Genomic DNA, 21,327 nt, shown 5'->3' with positions numbered 1-21,327 from the left:
GCATGAGCGCGGTATCCGACGACATCACTGCCGATTTCATCATCGAGGCGCAGGAAATCCTGGATCGCCTGGGCGAACAGCTGGTGTCGCTGGAGCAGGCACCCCAGGACGGCGACCAGCTCAATGCGGTGTTCCGCGGCTACCACACGCTGAAGGGTGGCGCCGGCTTCCTTGGCGTGACGGCCATGGTTGAACTGTGCCACGCCGCCGAAGAAGCCCTCGGCGCCGCGCGCGCCGGCCAGGCGGTGCTGCAGGCCCACCATTTCGATGCCGCCCAGCAATCGCTGGATTACCTGCAGTCGATGCTGGATGCAGTGTCCTCGGGTACCGAACCGGGCTACGCGCCCCCCGAGCTGATCGCGCAGTTCGATGTACACGGTGGCGCCACCGCCCCGGCGGCCGCCGCTGCGCCCGCCACCGGTGGCAGTGACCTGATCACCGACGATGAGTTCGAGGCCCTGCTCGACCAGCTGCACGGCGGCAATGCCCCGACCGCGGTCGCACCGGCGAAGAAGGCCGACGACGGCCTGATCAGCGAAGACGAGTTCGAAGCCCTGCTCGACCAGCTGCACGGTGGCGCCGCACCCGGCACCAAACCGGTCGCCGCGGTGCCGGCGGCACCGCCCGCGCCACGCCCAGCCGCACCCGCACCCGCACCGGCGGCCAAGCCGCCCGCTAAGCCACTGGCCGAAGCCGAGCACACCGTGCGCGTGGATACCAAGCGCCTGGATGCGATCGTCAACCTGATCGGCGAACTGGTGCTGTCACGCAATCGCTTGAAGACCCTGCGTGCGCGCCTGCGCGACGAGGAGCTGGACCGTGCGGTATCCACGCTGGACATCGCCACCGCACGCCTGCAGTCGGCGGTGATGCGTACCCGCATGCAGCCGGTGGGCAAGGTGTTCTCGCGCTTCCCCAAGGTCGCCCGCGACGTTGCCCGCTCGCTGAAGAAGGAAGTGGACCTTGAGCTGATCGGCGCCGAGACCGAGCTCGACCGCAACCTGGTCGAAGCCCTGGCCGACCCGCTGGTGCATCTGGTCCGCAACGCCATCGACCATGGCGTGGAAACGCCCGAGCTGCGTGAAGCCCAGGGCAAGCCTCGGATGGGCCACGTGCGCCTGTCGGCCCAGCAGGAAGGCGACTACGTCAGCATCGAAGTACAGGACGATGGCGCCGGCATCGATCCGGAAAAGCTGCGCGCGAAGGCACGCGAGAAGGGCCTGATCGATCCGGAAGCCGCTGCCCGCCTGAGCAGCGAGGAATGCCTGCACCTGGTGTTCCTGCCCGGCTTCTCGACCAAGCAGCAGGTCACGGATATCTCCGGCCGTGGTGTCGGCATGGACGTGGTGCAGTCGCGCATCCGCGAACTGAGCGGCCAGATCCAGATCCAGTCGGAACTGGGCCGCGGCAGTCGCTTCCTGATCCGCGTGCCGCTGACCCTGGCGATCCTGCCGACCCTGCTGGTGCAGGCCGGCGAGGACGTCTACGCCTTGCCGCTGGCACGCGTGATGGAAGTGCTGCACGCCCCGCGCACCTCGCTGGGCTGGTTCGATGGACGTGCCGTGCTCGACCGCCGCTCGCATACCCTGGCGCTGGTCGATCTTCGCCAGTGGCTGGATGTGACGCCGGCCGCCTCGCCGCTGCTGACCATCGTCGTGCTGCAGGCCGGTGAAGCCCGGTTCGGCCTGGTCGTGGACCAGGTGCGAGGGCGCGAGGAAGTGGTCATCAAACCCTTGCCCAAGGCGCTGCGTGGCCTGGCTGGTTATGCGGGTGCAACCTTGATCGGCGATGGTCGCATGGCCCTGATCCTGGACGTGGACGGACTGCGCTGAAGCCCGCCGGGCCATGCCCGGCGACCCGAAAACTGTGACTACCGTCTGTACACGACCTCCCGGTGTCTCAAGTCCCATTCACACAAGCCGATACCGGACCCATGGATAGACTCAGCCTCATTGGACTCTTTCTCGCCCTGGCCTCGCTGGTCGGCGGCAGCATCCTCAAGGGCGCCGGCCTGGCGTCGCTGTGGTCGCCTGCCGCGTTCGTGATCGTCATCGTCGGTACCGTCGCCGCGATCCTGCTGCACACCTCGCCGGCCGTGTTCAAGCACGCCTTCAAGATCGTGCGCTGGGTCGTGCGACCGCCGCACAGCGACCGCCGCGAACTGATCCAGCAGATTGTCGAATGGAGCAACATCGCACGCCGCCAGGGCCTGCTTGGCCTGGAAGCACAGGTGGAAGCACAGCAGGACCCGTTCCTGCGCAAGGGACTGCAGCTGCTGGTGGACGGCGTCGAGCCCGAATCAATCCGGCACATGCTGGAAATCGAACTGGGAAGCCAGGAGCACCAGGACCAGGCCGGCGCCAAGGTCTTCGAGGCGATGGGCATCTATGCGCCCACGCTGGGCATCATCGGCGCCGTGCTCGGCCTGATCGCGGTGATGAAGAATCTCGCCGACCCGAGCAAGCTCGGCCATGGCATCGCCGCCGCGTTCACCGCCACCATCTACGGCATCGCCTCGGCCAACCTGCTGTTCCTGCCGATCGCCGCCAAGCTCAAGAGTGTGATCTCGCACAACACCCGTGATCGCGAAATGGTCATCGAAGGCCTGATTTCGATCGCCCAGGGCGAGAACCCGCGCAACATCGAAACCAACCTCTCCGGCTTCCTGCACTGACATGGCCCGCCGCAAGCACCACGAAGAGCACGCCGCCCATGAAGCATGGGCAATCCCCTATGCCGACCTGATGACGCTGCTGCTCGCCTTCTTCGTGGTCATGTACGCGATCTCCTCGGTCAACGAGGGCAAGTACCGGATCATGGCCGACGCGCTCACCGATGCCTTCGGTGGCGCGCCGCGCACCATCAATCCGGTGCAGGTCGGCAACAAGCAGGTGCAGGGCGGCGGCTGGGACAGTCCCTCAGTGATCAAGTCCGGCACCAAGATCGGGCCCTCGGCGCCTGCGCCGTCGCACGACCCGACGCTGCTGCCATCGATGGCCTCGCAGATGCGCATGCCCGTGTCGGTGCACAACCAGGAACAGATCGCGCGCGCCGAGCGCCAGCTCAGCAGCATCGCCGACCGTCTGACCGCCGCGCTGGCGCCGCTGATCGACCGCGGCATGATCAGCGTGCGTCGCACCGAGCTGTGGATCGAAGTCGAGATCAACAGCGACATCCTGTTCCCGACCGGCTCGGCCGCGCTGGACGTGCACGCGCGGCAGACCCTGGCCAGCCTGGCCGACGTACTGCGCGATGTACCCAACAGCGTGCGCGTGGAAGGCCATACCGACAACGTGCCGATCGCCACCGCCACCTTCCCGTCCAACTGGGAACTGTCCGCCGGTCGCGCTGCCAGCGTGGTGCACCTGTTCGCCGACCAGGGCGTGCAGCCCTCGCGACTGGCGATGGTCGGCTACGGCCAGTTCCGCCCGCGCGAAGAAAACGACAGCGCGCAGGGTCGCAACCGCAACCGCCGGGTGATGGTCATCATCCTGGCCGATACCACCCACGCAATCGATCCGCTGGGCCAGCGCCTGAACGCCGCAACCGGCGCTGCCAACAGCACCGACACCGAACAAGCCGCCGCAACTCCGGCTACCGCCCCCACCTCCCCCATCGCACCGGTGAAGTTGCCGCCGGTGCCGGCTGGCAGCCGTGTCGGCGCCGCCGTTCCCCCGGCAATGAAGGAGTAAACCGATGCGCATCTGGGCAATCGCCAACCAGAAGGGCGGAGTCGGCAAGACCACTACCACCCTCGCCCTCGGCCGTGGCCTGGCTGCAATGGGCCACCGCGTGCTGCTGATCGACCTCGATCCGCATGCCTCGCTCAGCCGTGCCTTCGGCGTACCGGTGGATCCACCGCCGGCCGGCGTGCTGGAACTGTTCGGTGCGCCGCCGGTCGATCTGTCCAGCCTGTGCCACGCCAGCAGCATCCACGGCCTGGACTACGTCTGTGCGCAGTCGGCGCTGGCCACGCTGGAGCGGCGCAGCGCCAACCAGCCCGGCCTCGGCCTGGCTCTGCAGAACGCGCTTGCCCGCCATCAGGGACAGCACGACTACATCCTGCTGGACTGCGCGCCGACCCTCGGCCTGCTGATGATCAATGCACTGGCTGCGGCCGACCGCCTGATCATCCCGACCCAGGCCGAACCGCTGGCGCTGCATGGACTGGACGGCATGGTCCGCACCGGCGAGATGGTCGAGCGCTCGCGGCGCCGCCCGCTGCCGATCTCGATCCTGCCGACCCTGTTCGATCGCCGCACCCGCGCTGGCAACGAGTCGCTGCGCACCATGCAGGATCGTCATGGCACACGCGTATGGGAAGACGCGATTCCGATCGACACTCGCATCAGCAATGCCGCCGGCCTGACCCTGCCGAGCGTCGGCGAGGACTACCCGGGCCGCGGCCTGGCTGCGTACCGTCGCGCCCTCAACTGGATCCTCGGCGAGGATGCCCGCGCCCTGGAGCAGGCCGCATGAACAGCACCGGCGTACTGGACGACTATCTGGACGAGCTGTTGGGCGAGGCGATCGCTGTGGCGCCACCCGTCGCGCCGCCGGGTAATGCCGGGGCACGCCCAGCGAGCACAGCGGCACCGGAACGCGAACCGACCTGGGATGACCTGCCAGCCGAAGTGATCTACGAAACTGAAGCCGTCACCGCTGCCCCTGCCGTGGACGACGCCGCGCTGGAAGCCGCCTTCGAGGCCGCCTCTGCACCGGGTAGCACCGGGCCACGCCCTGCGAGCGCAGCCGAACCGGAGCGCGAGCCCACCTGGGACGACCTGCCGGCCGAAGTGATCTACGAGACCGAAGCCGTCGCCGCTACCCCTGCAATGGACGACGCCGCACTGCAAGCCGCTTTCGAGGCTGCCGCTACACCGGCCTCCGCCACGCAACGCGAGCCGACCTGGGATGACCTGCCGGACGAAGTGATTCACGAGACCGCTCCTGCGCCGGCTGCGGCCACCGCAAAGGCCGGCCCGGAGCCGACCTGGGACGATCTGCCCGATGAAGTGATCTACGAGACCGATCCTGCCGACAGCCATCGCCTCGCCCACACCGACAGCCCCGGCCTGCAGGCCGCATTCGAGGCGGCCTCCGGTGGCGAGGACGTGGCCACGCCACCACCCGCCACGGTTGCAGCACTGGCGCCTGCACCACGCCCCACCCCTGCACCGGCTGCAGCAGCACCGCCACCGCGCGTGGCGGTAGACGCTCCCGCTGGCAATCGACCTGGCACCTGGCAGGAACTGCAGGCGCAGGCACACCGCCCGGCCAGCAGCCCGCATCCGCAGAACCGCCGCGCCGGCGAGCGCACCTCGCGCTGGCTGCGCCTGCGTTGTGGTGCCCAGGCCTATGCACTGGAACTGCTGAAGGTGCAGGAAGTGGTCCTGCCGGTACCGTTGCTGCCTTTGCGCGGTACCGCCCCGGCCATGCTGGGGATAATGAACCTGCGCGGCCAGGTGGTGCCGGTAATGGACCTGGGCCTGCACCTGGGTGCAACCGCTGCCGAGGACGACGCACAGACCCGCATCGTGGTGCTGGAGGAAAACGGCGAGACCATCGGCCTGCGCGTGTCGGCCGTGGAAGACGTCGCCAACCTCACCGATTCGCAGATCGAGCCGCCTGATACGGCGCGCATCTGCCAGATTTCCAATGATCTGTTCCGTGGCGTTGCCCGGGTCAGCCAGCGGCCGATGATCCTGCTCGATGCCACGCAGCTGTTGAGCTGAGTCGGCGTTCCGCGCCGATTCCTCTAAAGAACCCCGCCGGGGTGCCGTTATGGATCACGGAACCGTTTGTCCGGAGCAACCATGAGCATTGTCGAACTGGGTGAGGATCTCGGCATCGAGAGCAGCACCGAGCTCAAGAACCGCCTTTCGCCGTTGGTGGCAGAGGCAGGCGAGCTGACCCTGGATGCGAGCCAGGTCACCCGCATCCACACGGCCGCCGTGCAGGTGCTGTGTGCGTTCGTGCAGGCGCGCCGCGAGGCAGGCCTCGGCACCGGCTTCCACGGCTGCACCGCAACCTTCCGTGATGCCGCACGCCTGCTTGGCGTCACCCAGGCCCTGGGCCTGGACGCAACCCATGACAACCTGAAATCTGTGGAGAACGCTGCATGAGCGCACGTATCTTGGTGGTGGACGATTCGGCGTCGATGCGCCAGATGGTTTCCTTCGCCCTCACCTCGGCCGGTTTTGCCGTCGAAGAAGCCGAAGACGGCGCGGTCGCGCTCGGTCGCGCAAAGGGCCAGCGCTTCAATGCGGTGGTCACCGACGTCAACATGCCGAACATGGACGGCATCGCGCTGATCCGCGAACTGCGCCAGCTGCCGGACTACAAGTTCACCCCGCTGCTGATGCTCACCACCGAATCGGCCGCGGACAAGAAGTCCGAAGGCAAGGCCGCCGGTGCCACCGGCTGGCTGGTCAAGCCGTTCAATCCCGAGCAGCTCGTCGCCACCGTGCAGAAAGTGCTGGGCTGATCGCCCCGCACTGCTCCCCCTCTTCGCTTCCGGATCGCCACTGCCATGAGCATGGACCTGCAACGCTTCCACGCCACCTTCTTCGAGGAGAGCCGCGAAGGCCTCGACGCGATGGAGGCTGGCCTGCTGGCCCTGGAATCGGGGCAACAGGACGCGGAGATCATCAATTCGGTGTTCCGCGCTGCCCACTCGATCAAGGGCGGCGCCGGCACCTTCGGCTTCGATGCGATTGCCGGCCTGACCCACGTGCTGGAAACGCTGCTCGATGAGCTGCGTGCAGGCAAGCGGGCGCTGGAAGGCCACGCTGTCGACGCCATGCTGTCTTCGGTGGACGTGCTGCGCGCCCTGCTGCGCGAAGCCGAACACGGCCAGGCCGCCGATCCCGCCGCTGTCGCCGCGGTGAAGGCGCGCCTGGAAGCAGTTCTTTCCGGACAAGCCGCAGCTGCCGCCCCGGCCGCCCCGGCTGCCAAGGTGGACGACACGCCGGAAGCCTGGCAGATCGGCTTCACCCCGGCACCGTCGCTGTTCATGAGCGGCAACGATCCACTGCGCATCATCCGCGAACTGGAACACCTCGGTTCGCTGCAGGTGGCTGCGCGCATGGAACGCCTGCCCGGCTTCGCCCAGCTCGACCCGCTCGAGGCTCATCTGGCGTGGGATCTCGGACTGGTCTGCAAAGTGCCGCGCAGCAAGATTGAAGACACCTTCGCCTGGGTACTGGACGACTGCGAGCTGGACATCCGTCCGGCCGCACCGCCGAGCCTGGCCACGCAGGCCCCGACCGCATCCGCTGCTCCCCCTTCCACAGCTGTTGCTGCACCGGCCGTGGCCACCACTCCTGCCGCCAGCGGTGGTGGCGGCCAGGAAGCGGAAACCTCGATCCGCGTCAGCGTCGACAAGGTCGATGCGCTGATCAACCTGGTCGGCGAACTGGTCATCACCCAGGCCATGCTCAAGCAGGTCTCGCACGCACTGGACCCGGTCCACGCCGAGAGCCTGTTCGCCGGCCTGGACCAGCTTGAACGCAACACCCGCGACCTGCAGGAAGCGGTGATCGGCGTGCGCATGCTGCCGGTCGATGCAGTGTTCCGCCGCTTCCCGCGCCTGGTCCGCGACCTCTCCGGCCGCCTCGGCAAGCAGGTCCGCCTGCGCACCGTCGGCGAAGGCACCGAGCTGGACAAGGGCCTGATCGAGAAGATCGCCGATCCGCTGGTCCACCTGGTGCGCAACTCGATCGACCACGGCCTGGAAATGCCGGACGTGCGACGTGATGCGGGCAAGGACGAGACCGGCACGATCACCCTGGCGGCATCGCACCAGGGCGGCCACATCGTCATCGAAGTCAGCGACGACGGCCGCGGCCTGGACCGTGCCAAGATCCTCGCCAAGGCCAGCGAGCGCGGCCTGGCCGTACCGGACAACCCGACCGATTCGCAGGTCTGGGACCTTATCTTCCAGCCCGGCTTCTCAACTGCAGACGCGGTCACCGACCTGTCCGGCCGCGGCGTCGGCATGGATGTGGTCCGTCGCAACATCCAGGCACTGGGTGGCGAAGTGCAGATCGAAAGCGGCCTCGGTACCGGTACTCGCACACTGATCCGCCTGCCGCTGACACTGGCCATCCTTGATGGCATGACCGTGGCGGTGGCCGGCGAAACCCTGATCCTGCCGCTGGCGTACGTGCTGGAGGCACTGCAGCCGCAGCCCGAGGACATCCGCAGCATGGCCGGCGAAGGCCGTGTGCTGCGCGTGCGTGGCGAATACCTGCCGATCCTGTCGCTGAGCGAGTACTACGGCTACGGCAACCGCGCTCCCGGCAGCGAATCGTTGGTGGTGGTGGTCGAAGGCGATGGCCAGAAGATCGCACTGGAAGTCGACGAGCTGGTCGGCCAGCAGCAGGTGGTGGTGAAGAACATCGAGAACAACTATCGCCGCATCGGCGGGGTGTCCGGTGCCACCATCCTCGGCGATGGCCGCGTGGCCCTGATCGTCGACATCGGTGGCCTCGTGCGCTCGCTGCGGATGCCGCAGGCCGCCTGATCCACACCGCATGCGTGCACTGAACCGCCGCCCTTCGGGGCGGCGGTTTTTCTTTGCGCGTGCGCCGACCATGTGTGGCTGGGGGTCAGATCCCTCTTCTTTGAAAAGGGATCTGACCCCAATCCGCCCCCGAACCCATTCCGTGAACTCCGTCGCCGCACTGGTTTCGTTCGCAACCACGCCACCGAAGCGCAAGCCGCGCCGCCGCAGCACTTTCGCGCCGTCATCCCTACGCAACCGAATGTGATCTGCGTCCATAAAGTCCGCCCGCAGCACGCCGCTATCTCGCTTTGACGGCCGTCACCGAACCCCCACCGGGCACCACCGTTCGCTCTGCAACCACCCCCAGCCGACGCAACGACGCCGGCATCCTGCCCACCTGGAGCACCCTGCATGAAGTGGTTCCAAGATCTGCCCATCGCCCGCAAGCTGGCCGTGGGGTTCACCCTCACCACCTTGATGACCCTCGTCCTCGGTGCATTCGCGCTGCTGCGGCTCAACGAGGCCAACAAGCAACTGGGCGAGATGGCCAGCAACGATATTCCCTCGGTGCAGCACCTCGGCGAGGCACGCTCGCAACTGGGCGAATTCCGCACCTACGAGCTGGCGCTGCTCAGCATGCTCGACCAGCCGGACAAGGTGGCCGACTACTACAAGCGCATGGACGACACCGCCAAGGCCGTGCACGACGAACTGGCCGCCTACTCGGCACTGCCTGCACTGGCCAAGGAGCGCGAGCTGTATGGCGCGGCCAACGTGCAGCTGGACCGCTACTTCGCCGCCAACAAGGCCATGCGCGAAGCGGTCGCCGCTGGCGATGGCGCTTTGGCGCGGCAGATCTCCGACGAACAGTCGCGGCCGGCACGCCGTGACCTGTTCGCTGCGATGAAGACCCTCGGCACCCACATCGCCGGCCTGATGGATGCCAAGATCGCCGATGCCAATGCCACCCACCGCACCAGCATGATCGCCATCATCGGCTGCATCGTGCTGCTGTCGCTGGTGGCCGCCGCGCTGGCCATGGTCATCTCGCGCGCTGTCACAGGTCCGCTGGGCAAGGCCGTGCACGCGATCCAGGCCGTCGCCCGTGGTGATCTCAGTGTCAGCACCCAGGCCACCAGCAAGGACGAAGCCGGCAAGATGCTGGCCGCCACGGCCGAGATGACCTCGATGCTGCGCCGCTTCTCCGAGCAGACCCAGTTGATGGCGCAGATGCATGCCGGTCCGGATATCAGCCACCGCATCCCGGAGGACTTCCCGGGCGTGTATGGCCAGCTGGCCGGCGGCATCAACACGGTGATCTTCGAACACCTGGATGCGATCCGCGATGCCATCGACGTGCTCAACCAGTACGCGATCGGCAATCTTGCACCGGACGCACGCCGCCTGCCGGGCAGCCGCGCGATCCTGCACGAGTCGATGGATGCCGCCAAGGCCAGCCTGCTCGCGATCAACACCCAGATCCAGCAGCTGGCCGCCGCTGCAGCAGCCGGCGACTTCAGCCAGCGCGGCGATGCCCAGCGCTTCCAGCATGACTTCAAGGTCATGATCGAGCAGCTGAACACCATGATGCAGGTGGCCGACGGCAATCTGGGCCAGTTGTCGCAGCTGCTGCAATCGATCGCTGCCGGCGACCTGACCGCACGCATGGATGGGCAGTTCAATGGTGTGTTCGCACGCATGCGTGACGACGCCAACACCACCGTCGCGCAGCTGACCCAGATCGTCGGCCAGATCCAGGCCAGCGCCTCCAGCATCACCCTCGCCGCCGGCGAGATCGCCTCGGGCAACAGCGACCTGTCGCGCCGCACCGAACAGCAGGCAGCCAATCTGGAAGAAACCGCCGCCTCGATGGAGGAGCTGACCTCGACCGTTCGCCAGAACGCCGAGCATGCCCGCCAGGCCAACCAGCTGGCGATCGGTGCGCACGGCGTGGCCTCGCAGGGCGGCGACGTGGTCGGCCAGGTGGTGACCACCATGTCGGCCATTGAAGCCTCCTCGAAGAAGATCGCCGAGATCATCTCGGTCATCGACGGCATTTCGTTCCAGACCAACATCCTGGCGCTGAACGCCGCGGTGGAAGCCGCACGCGCTGGTGAACAGGGCCGTGGCTTCGCCGTGGTCGCCAGCGAGGTGCGCACCCTCGCCCAGCGCTCCGCCGCCGCCGCGAAGGAGATCAAGGGCCTGATCGATGACTCGGTCGGCAAGGTCGCCGAAGGCTCCAGCCTGGTCCACCAGGCCGGCAGCACCATGGGCGAGATCGTCGCCTCGGTGCAGCGCGTGACCGACATCATGGCCGAGATCTCCGCGGCCTCGCAGGAACAGAGCGCCGGCATCGAGCAGGTCAACCAGACCGTGGTGCAGATGGACGAGACCACCCAGCAGAACGCCGCACTGGTAGAGGAAGCCACCGCCGCCGCACGCGCGATGGAAGACCAGGCCGTGCAGCTGGGCGAAGCGGTTGCCCGCTTCCGCCTGGCCTCGCAAGGTACGACGGCCGCGCCGACGCGCCTGGCTGCGGCACCGGTTCCGCGCCAGGTGGCGACCGCTGCGCCGGCTGCCAAGCGCGCACTGCGTGCGTCGGCGGCACAGCCGGCACTGGCCGCCGAGGGCGACTGGCAGGAGTTCTGAGGTAACGGGGTCGGATCCCTTTCCTGAGGGAAAGGGATCCGACCCCTCGCACGTGGAAAGTGATGCAATTCTCACTTCATAATCCTGCACAGTGGCCGATATCCCCATCGAGCCACGCGCCAACGCGTGCTGGCGCCCACCCTTGACCGTAGATTCCATGTCCGACGGCAACGACACTGCAGTGCACGATGTCCACGCGGCCGACGCCGCTGACGAACGTTTCCTGGTCCGCAACCCGCGCCAGCTGCGGCAGTTGCTGCGATCGCTGATCGACCAGCGATCACTGATCAACGCGCATATCGACGGCCGCGACCGATCGTTCCCGACTGCGCTGCTTGAGCTCGATGAAGACGAGGACACCCTGCTGCTCGATGGCAGTCCGCAGGAAGCGTCCAACCGCGCCGCCGAGCAGGCCGACCACCTTCTGTGCTTCGCCCAGCTTGAACGCGTGCTGGTGCGCTTCCGGCTGCAGGCACTGCAGCGCGTGGACAATGACGGCCACGTGGCATTCCGCGCCCCGCTGCCGGACGAGCTGGTACACCTGCAACGGCGGGAACTGTACCGGCTGGAAACCCCGGTCACCGACTCGCCGCAGCTGCAGCTGCCCTGCGGAGAAGACCGCAGCGGTACGCTGTCAATGCGGGTGGTTGATATCAGTGGCGGCGGCCTGGCCGTGGTAGTGCCCACCGACTGCGCGGTATTCAGCCTGCAGAAGCGCTACCCGGCCCTGCTCTCACTGCCGGACGGCCCGGACCTGGAGATCGAACTGGTGGTCTGCAACCTGCTGCCACAACGCCAGCCCAACGGCATCGAGGTCAAGCGCGTGGGCATGCGTTTCGACGGCCTGCCGCGTGGCGGCGACAGCGCCATCCAGCGCTACATCTTCCGCATTGACCGCCAGCGCAAGGCGCGCCGCAACGGCGAACTGTAGGGCAACACCGGCGCGCATGCCGGGGTCAGATCCCTTTTCCCTGAAAAGGGATCTGTCTCCTTCCCCGGGAGTGCCGGATACCTAAAGTCCCCCACCCAGGGGCCGATATCGAGCCTGACACCGGGACTTCCGGCAGAACCAGGACCCCTCGATGAACGACAAGACCAGCACCACCGCCAGCGCCGGTGGCGAATTCCTCAGCTTCACCCTCGGTGCCGAGCACTACGGCGTGGACATCCTCAAGGTGCAGGAAATCCGCGGCTACGACGCGGTCACCCGCGTACCGGATGCACCGGACTACATCAAGGGCGTGATCAACCTGCGCGGCACCATCGTGCCGGTCATCGACCTGCGCCTGAAGCTGCGCCTGGACAATGCCCGCTACGACGCCTTCACCGTGATGATCGTGCTGAACGTCGAAGACCGTGTGGTCGGCATCGTCGTGGACAGCGTCTCCGACGTGATCCCGCTGTCTGCCGAGCAGATCCGCCCGACCCCGGAATTCGGCGCTGCCGTCGATACCCGCTTCATTTCCGGCATCGGCACCCAGGATGACCGCATGTTGATCCTGCTGGACATCGAGACCCTTCTCGACAGTGCCGACATGGGCCAGGCCAGCCTGGTCGAAGACGCCGCCGCCTGAACCAGCGGACCTGCTTCACGTTCTGGTCACAAAACCCTTCAGTTCCCCGCGGCAGTGCCGATAGGGGGACAGAAGCCGGCCGCGCAGGAGCGCGCAGGACCGGAACGACCATCACCATCCCCGGAGATACACCTCGATGAAGTCCCTGCTTGCGTTCGTTTCGGCCGCTGTCCTGGCCACCACTGCCGCCTCCGCTTTCGCCCAGTCGGCCGACATGATCCCGCCGGAAATGGCACCGCGTTCGGTCGGCAAGGACGGCATGGTCTGTGGCAAGGTCGAAAAGGCCCGCTACGCAGAAGGTTCCGAAGGCCAGCCGACCTTCCTGTACATGGGCGGCGCATTCCCGCGCCACACCTTCTCGGCGCGCATCGCCGGCGAGAACCGCGGCAAGTTCTCCTTCCCGCTGGAAACCCTGGAAGGCAAGACCGTGTGCGTGATCGGCAAGATCCAGCGCGATGCCTCGCGTGCTGAAATCGAAGTCAGCTCGCCGGCAAGCCTGAAGCTGGCCAACATCAAGTAATCCGCCGTTCGTCGAACCACGCCGGACCTGGTGCCGGCGTGGTTTCTGCTGCAACCGGGCCCGATGCCCGGACGCGTCTGCCTTAGGAGATCGCAACGCCCATGCCGTGGATCAACAACCTGAAACTGATGCCGAAGCTGATGCTGACCTTCGGCGTTCTCCTGCTGGTGATGCTGCTGCAGGGCATCGTCGCCTACCGTGGCCTGCACTCGCTGAACAACGTCACCACCGAGCTGGCCGGTTCGCGCATGGAGAGCATCCGCATGGCCGGCGAGATGCGAGGCATGCTCGGCGAGTACCGCAACGCCGCCTACCAGCAGCTGATCCGCGCAAGCGACGACGTCAAGGCAGATGCTCGCAAGCAGTCCACTGAACTGCGCGAAAGCATGGACAAGTCGATCAAGGGCTATCCGGCGCTGGTCGACAACCCGCAGCAGAAGAAGCTGTTCGATACCTTCGCCAAGGAATGGAAGGAGGCACTGACCTCCTATGACAGCGTCACCGAGATGCTGGAGCTGGACCTGCCCGACGATGCGATCGATACCTTCGTCGGCGAGACCCGCGCCAAGCACCGCAAGGCCGGCGCTGCACTGGAAGCATTGATTGCCGAAGACAACCGCCTCGCCCGCGCATCGCGCGATGAGGCCGAATCAACCTACGCCGCCTCGGCCGTGCTGACCGTGATCGCCCTGCTGGGCGGTGCTGCGCTTGGCCTGGTGCTGGTCTGGCTGTTCGCCCGCGCCCTGGTCGGCAGCGTGCGTGGCGCCGTCTCGGTTGCCAATGATGTGGCCGGTGGCAAGCTTGATGGCCATATCGATGTCAGCCGCAAGGACGAAGTCGGCGAGCTGATGCAGGCCATGCAGCGCATGCAGCGCGACCTGCGCGAGCGCACCGAAACCGACCAGGCCATCGCCCGCGAGAACCTGCGCATCCGCACCGCGCTGGACTACAGCTCGACCGGCGTGTACCTGACCGACACCAGCAACACCATCGTCTACAGCAATCGCGCCCTGCAGCAGACTCTGACCCAGTACCAGGACGAGGTCCGCCGCGACCTGCCGGACTTCGATGCGCAGGCCTCGCTGGTCGGCAAGCCGGTCACCGTGCTCGAGCACCGTGGCGAGATGGATCAGACTCTGCTGGGCAACCTGAAGGCGCACGGCGTTGCCCGTCGTCCGATGCAGTACGGCGACGCCCAGTTCGCCCAGGTGGTGTCGACCATCCGCAACGAAGGCGGCGATACCGTTGGCTACGTAGTGGAGTGGCGCGACCGCACCCAGGAAGCGCAGGTCGAAGCCGAAGTTGCGCGCGTGATTGCCCAGGCTGCGGCCGGCGACCTGTCCGGCCGCATCGACGCCAACGACAAGGAAGGCTTCTTCCTGCAGCTGGCCCAGCAGATCAACGGCCTGCTCGACGCCAATGCCGGCAGCATCGAACAGATCTCCGGCCTGCTTGCCGCGCTGTCGCAGGGTGATCTGACCGTGCGCATGCACGGCGATTACCAGGGCGTGTTCGCCCGCATGCGCGATGATGCCAACGCCACCGCTGCGCAGCTGAGCGAGATCGTCACCCGCATCAAGCAGTCCAGCCGTGCGATCAGCTCGGCCGCCGGCGAAATCGCCTCGGGCAACAGCGATCTGTCGCGCCGCACCGAGCAGCAGGCCGCCAACCTGGAAGAAACCGCTGCCTCGATGGAGGAGCTGACCTCGACCGTTCGCCAGAACGCCGAGCATGCACGCCAGGCCAACCAGCTGGCGATCGGTGCGCACGGCGTGGCCTCGCAGGGCGGCGATGTGGTCGGCCAGGTGGTCACCACGATGTCGGCCATCCAGGCCTCGTCGAAGAAGATTTCGGAGATCATCTCGGTCATCGACGGCATCGCCTTCCAGACCAACATCCTGGCACTGAATGCCGCTGTGGAAGCCGCACGTGCCGGCGAACAGGGTCGCGGCTTCGCCGTGGTCGCCAGCGAGGTGCGTACCCTCGCCCAGCGCTCGGCCGCTGCCGCAAAGGAGATCAAGGGCCTGATCGACGACTCTGTCGGCAAGGTCAACGACGGCTCGGCGCTGGTGCACAAGGCCGGCGCGACCATGGGCGAGATCGTCGCCTCGGTGCAGCGCGTGACCGACATCATGGCCGAGATCTCCGCCGCCTCGCAGGAGCAGTCGGCCGGCATCGAGCAGGTCAACCAGACCGTGGTGCAGATGGACGAGACCACCCAGCAGAACGCCGCGCTGGTGGAAGAAGCCACCGCCGCCGCACGTGCGATGGAAGAACAGGCTGGGCACCTCAGCGAGGCCGTGTCGATCTTCGTGGTCGACGAAGCCGAGGTCGTGGCCGCTCCGCGCAAGGCAGTTGCAGCGCCGGCACCACGTGCCGCCGCACCGGTCGCACCGGCTGCGGTCGCCCCACCGGCCCGACGCACTGCAGGCGGCCGCCCGATGGCCACCGAACTGGCTGATGGAGACTGGCAGGAATTCTGATGCCCGCCTGACCTGACGCACGAGAACGCCCTGGCCCTGTGCTGGGGCGTTTTCGTTTACGGGGTATCTGGATATCAGCCAACGGCGGAGCCCCTCGGGGTGGTCGCGGAGAGCGGCGGATTTCCTTCGTTTGGGCCGGGAGGATGGGTTGCGCAGGGGACGCTGCAAGTACGTCCATGTAAGCTCGGTCGCCGTATCCATGCGGCTCACGCCCCTGCGCAACTCACCCTCCCGGCCAGGGACACTTTCCGTGCGCGTCCACCCCGGATTGAAAAGAAAAGAGCAAAAAGCAAAAGCCAGGTCGCGTCCGGGGTCAGATCCGTTTTCCTGCGGAAAACGGATCTGACCCCTCTTTCCACTTGGAAACCCAACGCTCTTGCCGTCCGCCGAAGTGAAGCCCTGGCGGGCCGGGTCGGGGCGGGCAGGCAGGACCGTTGGCGCCATGGATGGCGCCATCGAGCCCCCATGGATGGGTTCACGGCATGTCCTGCCTGCCCACCCCGACCCGGCCAACCCGTAGCAACCCCTCGCCATGACCTGCCGTTGCCGTTGCTGTTGCTGTTGCTTCAAAACCAGCCTGCCGCAGGCAGCGCCGCAGCCGCCGCTGCAAGGAAACCTGAATACGTTCGGACACTGCACCTCAATCCCCCGCCCCCGCGGCCGATAACGGGGTTGTCACGGCGTATCACGTCGCGACCGGCTCGGCGCCGCCCGCCTGCTTCAACCTGGTCCTGCTCGATGAATCTCCTGCATCGCTGGCAACACTACTTCAGCAACCTCTCCGTCCGGCGCAAGCTCAACCTGCTGACGCTGCTCATCGCGCTCGGCGTGATCGCGCTGTCGGTGATCGCCGCCCGCATGCAGTACCTGGACCTGACCGAGACCCGCAAGACTGCGCTGAAGACCCAGGTCGAACTGAGCGACGGCATCCTCCAGCACTACCATCGCCTGGCCGGTACCGGCGAGCTCAGCGAGGAAGCTGCCAAGGCCGCCGCCCTGCAGGCGCTGGAAGTGATGCGCGCCGAGAACGACACCTATTACTACAACGTCTACGACACCGGCTATCGCCTGCTGATGCACCCGTTCCGCAAGGACCTGGTCGGCAAGGAAATGAAGGAGTTCCGCACCGACGACGGCGTGCGCATCTACTACGACCAGGTCGAGGCGGCCAAGGCCGGCGGCGGCTTCGTCAACTACCGCTGGGCCAAGCCGGGCAGCAAGGGTGACGTCGAGAAGGTGGCCTACGCCAGCCTGTTCGCACCCTGGAACTGGGTGATCAGCAGCGGCGTCTACATGGATGACGTTCAGAAGCAGGCGCTGGTGTTCACCGCCATCATGGCGCTCTCCGGCGGCGTGCTGGTGCTGATCGTACTGGCCCTGAGCTGGGTCATCGGCAACCGCATCGCCGTGCCGTTGAAGCAGGCCACCGCCGTCGCCGAAGGCATCGCCGCCGGCAAGCTCGACAGCCATATCGGCCCGCAGCCGCATGATGAAACCGGCCGCCTGCTGGAAGCGATGGCCGGCATGCAGCAGCAGCTGCACGCGGTGATCGGCGGCCAGCGCGAAATGGCCCGGCGCCACGATGGTGGCGAGCTGAGCTACCGCATCGATGCCAGCGCCTTCCCCGGCGAGTACGGGCTGATGGTGCAGGAAACCAACGCCCTGGTCGGCGGCCATGTGCAGACCCTGCACGATGTACTGGAGGTGGTGCAGCAGTACGCTGTGGGCGATCTGAGCCGCGACATCGCGCGCTACCCCGGCGAGAAGGCCGCGATGACCACCACCGTCGACACGGTCAAGGCCAACCTCGGCCGCATCAACGCCGAGATCAAGCAACTGGCCAGTGCCGCCGCCGCAGGCGACTTCAGCCGTCGTGGCGACGCGCAGCGCTTCGATCACGATTTCCGCCTGATGCTGGAAAACCTCAACGCGATGATGGCGGTCAGCGATGACAACCTCGGCAAGCTCTCGCAGCTGCTGTCGGCCATCGCCGAAGGCGACCTGACCGCGCGTATGCATGGTGATTACCAGGGCGTGTTCGCGCGCATGCGTGACGACGCCAACACCACCGTCACCCAGCTGACCCAGATCGTCGGCCAGATCCAGGCCAGCACGTCCAGCATCACCCTCGCCGCTGGTGAGATCGCGTCGGGCAACAGCGACCTGTCGCGCCGTACCGAGCAGCAGGCCGCCAACCTGGAAGAAACCGCGGCCTCGATGGAAGAGCTGACCTCCACCGTGCGCCAGAACGCCGAGCATGCCCGCCAGGCCAACCAGCTCGCCATCGGCGCGCAGGGTGTGGCCTCGCAGGGTGGCAGCGTGGTCGGCCAGGTGGTCAACACCATGTCGGCCATTGAAGCCTCCTCGAAGAAGATCGCCGAGATCATCAGCGTCATCGACGGCATCGCCTTCCAGACCAACATCCTGGCCTTGAACGCCGCGGTGGAGGCTGCGCGTGCCGGTGAACAGGGCCGCGGCTTCGCCGTGGTCGCCAGCGAAGTGCGCACCCTCGCCCAGCGCTCGGCCGCTGCCGCCAAGGAGATCAAGGGCCTGATCGATGATTCTGTCGGCAAGGTCGCCGAAGGCTCCAGCCTGGTGCACCAGGCCGGCAGCACCATGGGCGAGATCGTCGCTTCGGTGCAGCGCGTGACCGACATCATGGCCGAGATCTCCGCAGCGTCGCAGGAGCAGTCGGCCGGCATCGAGCAGGTCAACCAGACCGTGGTGCAGATGGACGAAACCACCCAGCAGAACGCTGCGCTGGTGGAAGAAGCCACCGCTGCCGCGCGCGCGATGGAAGACCAGGCCGCGCAGCTGGCCGATGCAGTTGCGATCTTCCGCCTCGACAACCAGGTCTCGGCCGCAGTGAAGGCCGTGGCCGCCCGCATCGAGCCAGCCACCACTGCAGCGGTCGCGCCGCGTCCGCAGCCCGCACCGGCACCATTGCGTCGCAGCAGCAACGCCAGCACCTTCGTCGCCAGCGACAGCGACTGGCAGGAATTCTGAGACCCACCCGCGGCGGCTTCGGCCGCCGCCTCTGCCGATGGACACGTCCCCCGTGCAAAGTCCTACTCCCATCGTCACCGGCCCGCGCGAATTCGGGTTCGCCGACCGTGATTTCCGCCGCGTCTGCGACCTGATCTACCAGCGTGTGGGCATCGCCCTCGCCCCGGCCAAGCGCGACATGGTCTATGGCCGCCTGTCGCGCCGCCTGCGCACGCTGGGCATGCGCAGCTTCCAGCAGTACCTGGACCACCTGGAACAGGAGGACGGCGATGAGTGGCAAGCGTTCACCAACGCCCTGACCACCAACCTAACTTCATTCTTCCGTGAGCCGCACCACTTCGACAAGCTGCGCGAAGAACTGCAGCAGCGCGCCAGCCGTGCGCCGCTGCTGCTGTGGTCCTGCGCGGCGTCCACCGGCGAAGAGCCCTACTCGATGGCGATCACCGCCTGCGAGGCCTTCGGCACCCTGAAGCCACCGGTACGCATCATCGCCACCGACGTCGATACCCAGGTGCTGGCCACCGCCGGCCGTGGCGTCTACAACATCGATCGCGTCACCAGCCTCGATCCGGACCTGCGCCGCCGCTACTTCCAGCGCGGCAGCGGCCCCAACGAGGGCCAGTGCCGCGTGCTGCCAGCGCTGCGCGAGCTGATCGAGTTCCGCCCATTGAATCTGCTCGCCCCGCGCTACGACGTCGGCGGCCCGTTCGATGCGCTGTTCTGCCGCAACGTGATGATCTACTTCGACAAGCCGACCCAGCGCGCGATCCTGGGCCGGCTGGTGCAGCACCTGTCCGACGATGGCCTGCTCTACACCGGCCACTCAGAGAACTACCTGCACGCCGCCGACCTGATCCAGCCCTGCGGACGCACCCTGTACCGCCGTGCGGCAAAGGCAGGCGCATGAACGCATCGCTGCGTACCGACGATGTGATGCGTTACCAGGACGCGCGCTTCAAGACCATTGCAGCCAAGCTGCTGCCGACCCAGTATCTGGTGGTCGACGACACCACCGCGCTGACCACTACGCTCGGCTCCTGCGTGGCGGCCTGCCTGCGCGACCCGGTGCTGAAGATCGGCGGCATGAACCACTTCCTGCTGCCCGAAGGCAACGCCGGCGACGGCGCACCCGCGCGCTACGGCAGCTATGCGATGGAACTGCTGATCAACGACATGCTCAAGCGCGGCGCACACCGCAAGCGCATCGAAGCCAAGGTGTTCGGCGGCGCCAACGTGCTCAAGGGTTTCACCAGCAATCCGGTCGGCACCCGCAACGCCGAGTTCGTGCGCCAGTACCTGCAGGCCGAGCACATTCCGATCATCGCCGAGGACCTGTGCGGCATCCATCCGCGCAAGATCTGGTTCTTCGCCGATACCGGCCGCGTGGTGGTGCAGCGCCTGCCACACGCACACGAAGCCGAAGTAGCCGCGACCGAATCGGCCGTGCGTGCACGCCTGTCCAAGACCCCGGTCACCGGTGGCGTGGAGCTGTTCGAATGACGCTCACCGGCAACGCCCCCTGCCGGGTCCTGATCGTCGACGACTCCGCCGTCGTACGGCAGATGCTGACCGAAATCCTGTCCAGCGATCCGGGCATCGACGTGGTCGGCACCGCCGCCGACCCGCTGCTCGCCCGCGAGAAGATCAAGCGCCTGGCCCCGGACGTGATCACCCTGGACGTGGAAATGCCGCGCATGGACGGCCTGGCGTTCCTGGAAAACCTGATGCGCCTGCATCCGCTGCCGGTGGTGATGATCTCCTCGCTGACCGAGCGCGGTGCCGACACCACGCTGCAGGCGCTCGCCCTGGGTGCGGTCGATTTCGTTTCCAAGCCCAAGCTCGATGTGTCGCGCGGCCTGCAGGCCTACGCCGATGAGATCATCGCCAAGGTCAAGATGGCCGCCCGCTCACGCGTGCGCCCGCTGGTGCGCACCGCCGCACCCAAGCTCATCCTGGATGCCGCGCCGTCCGTGCGCCCGGCCGCGCCGCACTTCCGCACGACCGACCGGCTGATTGCGATCGGCTCGTCGGCCGGCGGCACCGAAGCACTGCGTGTGGTGCTGGAAGGCCTGCCGGCGGATGCCCCGGCCGTGGTGATGACCCAGCACCTGCCGGCCAGCTTCAGCAGCGCCTTCGCCGAACGCCTGGACCGCCACTCGGCGATGGCCGTGCGCGAGGCAAGTGACGGCGAAGCCGTGCTGCCCGGCCATGCCTACCTGCCGCCCGGCGGCAAGCACCTGCGGATCATCCGTGACGGTGCGCGCTGGCGGTGCCGCGTGGACGACGGTCCTGCGGTGAACCGGCACAAACCGGCGGTGGACGTGCTGTTCCGCTCGGTGGCGCAGGCCGCCGCTGGCAATGCCATCGGCGCCATCCTCACCGGCATGGGCGACGACGGCGCACGCGGCCTGCTGGAAATGCGCCAGGCCGGCGCCCCGACCCTGGTGCAGGACGAAGCCACCAGCGTGGTCTGGGGCATGCCCGGTTCCGCGTTCAAGCTGGGTGCGGCCGAAGAGCAGGTGCCACTGGAGCGGATCGCCGAGCGGCTGCTCGCCCTCGCCCGCGGCTGATTGGCTTGGTGATCCG

The 21,327-nt window shown here is 67.0% G+C and carries 17 protein-coding genes; all 17 read left to right on the top strand.

Translation table 11 applies throughout. The annotated features are described in order from the left end of the window. Positions 1 to 2: 2 nt before the first annotated feature. On the top strand, positions 3 to 1,832 hold the full coding sequence (locus tag ACZK2G_RS10105; RefSeq protein ID WP_046984317.1) for a chemotaxis protein CheA: 1,830 nt from the start codon (positions 3 to 5) through the stop codon (positions 1,830 to 1,832). Between the two features lie 101 nt (positions 1,833 to 1,933). Then, on the top strand, positions 1,934 to 2,674 hold the full coding sequence (locus ACZK2G_RS10100) for a flagellar motor protein (RefSeq protein ID WP_046984316.1): 741 nt from the start codon (positions 1,934 to 1,936) through the stop codon (positions 2,672 to 2,674). Position 2,675: 1 nt separating this feature from the next. Beyond that, entirely contained in the window at positions 2,676 to 3,692 is a 1,017-nt protein-coding gene (motD, locus tag ACZK2G_RS10095) for a flagellar motor protein MotD (protein WP_478475432.1), read from the top strand. 4 nt (positions 3,693 to 3,696) lie between these two features. Beyond that, positions 3,697 to 4,479: a ParA family protein gene (locus ACZK2G_RS10090; RefSeq protein ID WP_478475430.1), complete on the top strand. Its 783-nt coding sequence runs from the start codon at positions 3,697 to 3,699 to the stop codon at positions 4,477 to 4,479. After that, entirely contained in the window at positions 4,476 to 5,735 is a 1,260-nt protein-coding gene (locus ACZK2G_RS10085) for a chemotaxis protein CheW (RefSeq protein WP_478475428.1), read from the top strand. Before ACZK2G_RS10090 ends, ACZK2G_RS10085 begins: the two co-directional genes overlap by 4 nt. 81 nt (positions 5,736 to 5,816) lie before the next feature. Continuing rightward, positions 5,817 to 6,125 carry an STAS domain-containing protein gene (locus ACZK2G_RS10080; RefSeq protein ID WP_046984312.1) on the top strand — a complete coding sequence of 103 codons (309 nt, stop codon included), beginning with the start codon at positions 5,817 to 5,819 and terminating at the stop codon, positions 6,123 to 6,125. Next, entirely contained in the window at positions 6,122 to 6,487 is a 366-nt protein-coding gene (locus tag ACZK2G_RS10075) for a response regulator (protein ID WP_005409521.1), read from the top strand. Before ACZK2G_RS10080 ends, ACZK2G_RS10075 begins: the two co-directional genes overlap by 4 nt. A 45-nt stretch (positions 6,488 to 6,532) precedes the next feature. Next, a complete protein-coding gene (locus ACZK2G_RS10070) occupies positions 6,533 to 8,527 on the top strand; it encodes a chemotaxis protein CheA (RefSeq protein ID WP_478475426.1) in 1,995 nt (664 codons plus the stop codon). 393 nt (positions 8,528 to 8,920) lie between these two features. After that, positions 8,921 to 11,158 carry a methyl-accepting chemotaxis protein gene (locus ACZK2G_RS10065; protein ID WP_478475425.1) on the top strand — a complete coding sequence of 746 codons (2,238 nt, stop codon included), beginning with the start codon at positions 8,921 to 8,923 and terminating at the stop codon, positions 11,156 to 11,158. Positions 11,159 to 11,315: 157 nt separating this feature from the next. Next, positions 11,316 to 12,089, top strand: coding sequence for a flagellar brake protein (locus tag ACZK2G_RS10060; protein ID WP_295379979.1), 774 nt, complete (start codon positions 11,316 to 11,318; stop codon positions 12,087 to 12,089). Positions 12,090 to 12,240: 151 nt separating this feature from the next. Beyond that, positions 12,241 to 12,732 (top strand): chemotaxis protein CheW, encoded by a 492-nt coding sequence (locus ACZK2G_RS10055; protein ID WP_136639677.1) that lies wholly within the window; start codon positions 12,241 to 12,243, stop codon positions 12,730 to 12,732. A 136-nt stretch (positions 12,733 to 12,868) separates the two neighbouring features. Continuing rightward, positions 12,869 to 13,252, top strand: a complete 384-nt coding sequence (locus ACZK2G_RS10050; protein ID WP_135273515.1) for a hypothetical protein — start codon at positions 12,869 to 12,871, stop codon at positions 13,250 to 13,252. Between the two features lie 101 nt (positions 13,253 to 13,353). Continuing rightward, on the top strand, positions 13,354 to 15,735 hold the full coding sequence (locus ACZK2G_RS10045) for a methyl-accepting chemotaxis protein (RefSeq protein WP_136639676.1): 2,382 nt from the start codon (positions 13,354 to 13,356) through the stop codon (positions 15,733 to 15,735). A gap of 738 nt (positions 15,736 to 16,473) precedes the next feature. Beyond that, positions 16,474 to 18,741, top strand: a complete 2,268-nt coding sequence (locus ACZK2G_RS10040; protein ID WP_478475422.1) for a methyl-accepting chemotaxis protein — start codon at positions 16,474 to 16,476, stop codon at positions 18,739 to 18,741. A gap of 37 nt (positions 18,742 to 18,778) precedes the next feature. Continuing rightward, the gene (locus ACZK2G_RS10035; protein ID WP_478475421.1) at positions 18,779 to 19,648 is read left to right on the top strand and encodes a CheR family methyltransferase; all 870 of its coding nucleotides are present in this window, start codon (positions 18,779 to 18,781) and stop codon (positions 19,646 to 19,648) included. Beyond that, positions 19,645 to 20,241, top strand: a complete 597-nt coding sequence (cheD, locus tag ACZK2G_RS10030; protein WP_337302505.1) for a chemoreceptor glutamine deamidase CheD — start codon at positions 19,645 to 19,647, stop codon at positions 20,239 to 20,241. The genes ACZK2G_RS10035 and cheD overlap by 4 nt, the downstream gene beginning before the upstream one ends. Beyond that, the gene (locus ACZK2G_RS10025) at positions 20,238 to 21,311 is read left to right on the top strand and encodes a protein-glutamate methylesterase/protein-glutamine glutaminase (protein ID WP_478475419.1); all 1,074 of its coding nucleotides are present in this window, start codon (positions 20,238 to 20,240) and stop codon (positions 21,309 to 21,311) included. The genes cheD and ACZK2G_RS10025 overlap by 4 nt, the downstream gene beginning before the upstream one ends. Positions 21,312 to 21,327 lie beyond the last annotated feature (16 nt).

The sequence above is a fragment of the Stenotrophomonas sp. 107298_Sma genome (assembly GCF_056480345.1).
This window is presented reverse-complemented; position numbering and strand designations above follow the sequence as displayed.

What these genes read in the sequence shown, in the direction of transcription:
- ACZK2G_RS10105 (WP_046984317.1), top strand. Translation starts at nt 3, where the DNA reads ATGAGCGCGGTATCCGACGACATCACTGCCGATTTCATCATCGAGGCG.
- ACZK2G_RS10100 (WP_046984316.1), top strand. Translation starts at nt 1,934, where the DNA reads ATGGATAGACTCAGCCTCATTGGACTCTTTCTCGCCCTGGCCTCGCTG.
- motD (WP_478475432.1), top strand. Translation starts at nt 2,676, where the DNA reads ATGGCCCGCCGCAAGCACCACGAAGAGCACGCCGCCCATGAAGCATGG.
- ACZK2G_RS10090 (WP_478475430.1), top strand. Translation starts at nt 3,697, where the DNA reads ATGCGCATCTGGGCAATCGCCAACCAGAAGGGCGGAGTCGGCAAGACC.
- ACZK2G_RS10085 (WP_478475428.1), top strand. Translation starts at nt 4,476, where the DNA reads ATGAACAGCACCGGCGTACTGGACGACTATCTGGACGAGCTGTTGGGC.
- ACZK2G_RS10080 (WP_046984312.1), top strand. Translation starts at nt 5,817, where the DNA reads ATGAGCATTGTCGAACTGGGTGAGGATCTCGGCATCGAGAGCAGCACC.
- ACZK2G_RS10075 (WP_005409521.1), top strand. Translation starts at nt 6,122, where the DNA reads ATGAGCGCACGTATCTTGGTGGTGGACGATTCGGCGTCGATGCGCCAG.
- ACZK2G_RS10070 (WP_478475426.1), top strand. Translation starts at nt 6,533, where the DNA reads ATGAGCATGGACCTGCAACGCTTCCACGCCACCTTCTTCGAGGAGAGC.
- ACZK2G_RS10065 (WP_478475425.1), top strand. Translation starts at nt 8,921, where the DNA reads ATGAAGTGGTTCCAAGATCTGCCCATCGCCCGCAAGCTGGCCGTGGGG.
- ACZK2G_RS10060 (WP_295379979.1), top strand. Translation starts at nt 11,316, where the DNA reads ATGTCCGACGGCAACGACACTGCAGTGCACGATGTCCACGCGGCCGAC.
- ACZK2G_RS10055 (WP_136639677.1), top strand. Translation starts at nt 12,241, where the DNA reads ATGAACGACAAGACCAGCACCACCGCCAGCGCCGGTGGCGAATTCCTC.
- ACZK2G_RS10050 (WP_135273515.1), top strand. Translation starts at nt 12,869, where the DNA reads ATGAAGTCCCTGCTTGCGTTCGTTTCGGCCGCTGTCCTGGCCACCACT.
- ACZK2G_RS10045 (WP_136639676.1), top strand. Translation starts at nt 13,354, where the DNA reads ATGCCGTGGATCAACAACCTGAAACTGATGCCGAAGCTGATGCTGACC.
- ACZK2G_RS10040 (WP_478475422.1), top strand. Translation starts at nt 16,474, where the DNA reads ATGAATCTCCTGCATCGCTGGCAACACTACTTCAGCAACCTCTCCGTC.
- ACZK2G_RS10035 (WP_478475421.1), top strand. Translation starts at nt 18,779, where the DNA reads ATGGACACGTCCCCCGTGCAAAGTCCTACTCCCATCGTCACCGGCCCG.
- cheD (WP_337302505.1), top strand. Translation starts at nt 19,645, where the DNA reads ATGAACGCATCGCTGCGTACCGACGATGTGATGCGTTACCAGGACGCG.
- ACZK2G_RS10025 (WP_478475419.1), top strand. Translation starts at nt 20,238, where the DNA reads ATGACGCTCACCGGCAACGCCCCCTGCCGGGTCCTGATCGTCGACGAC.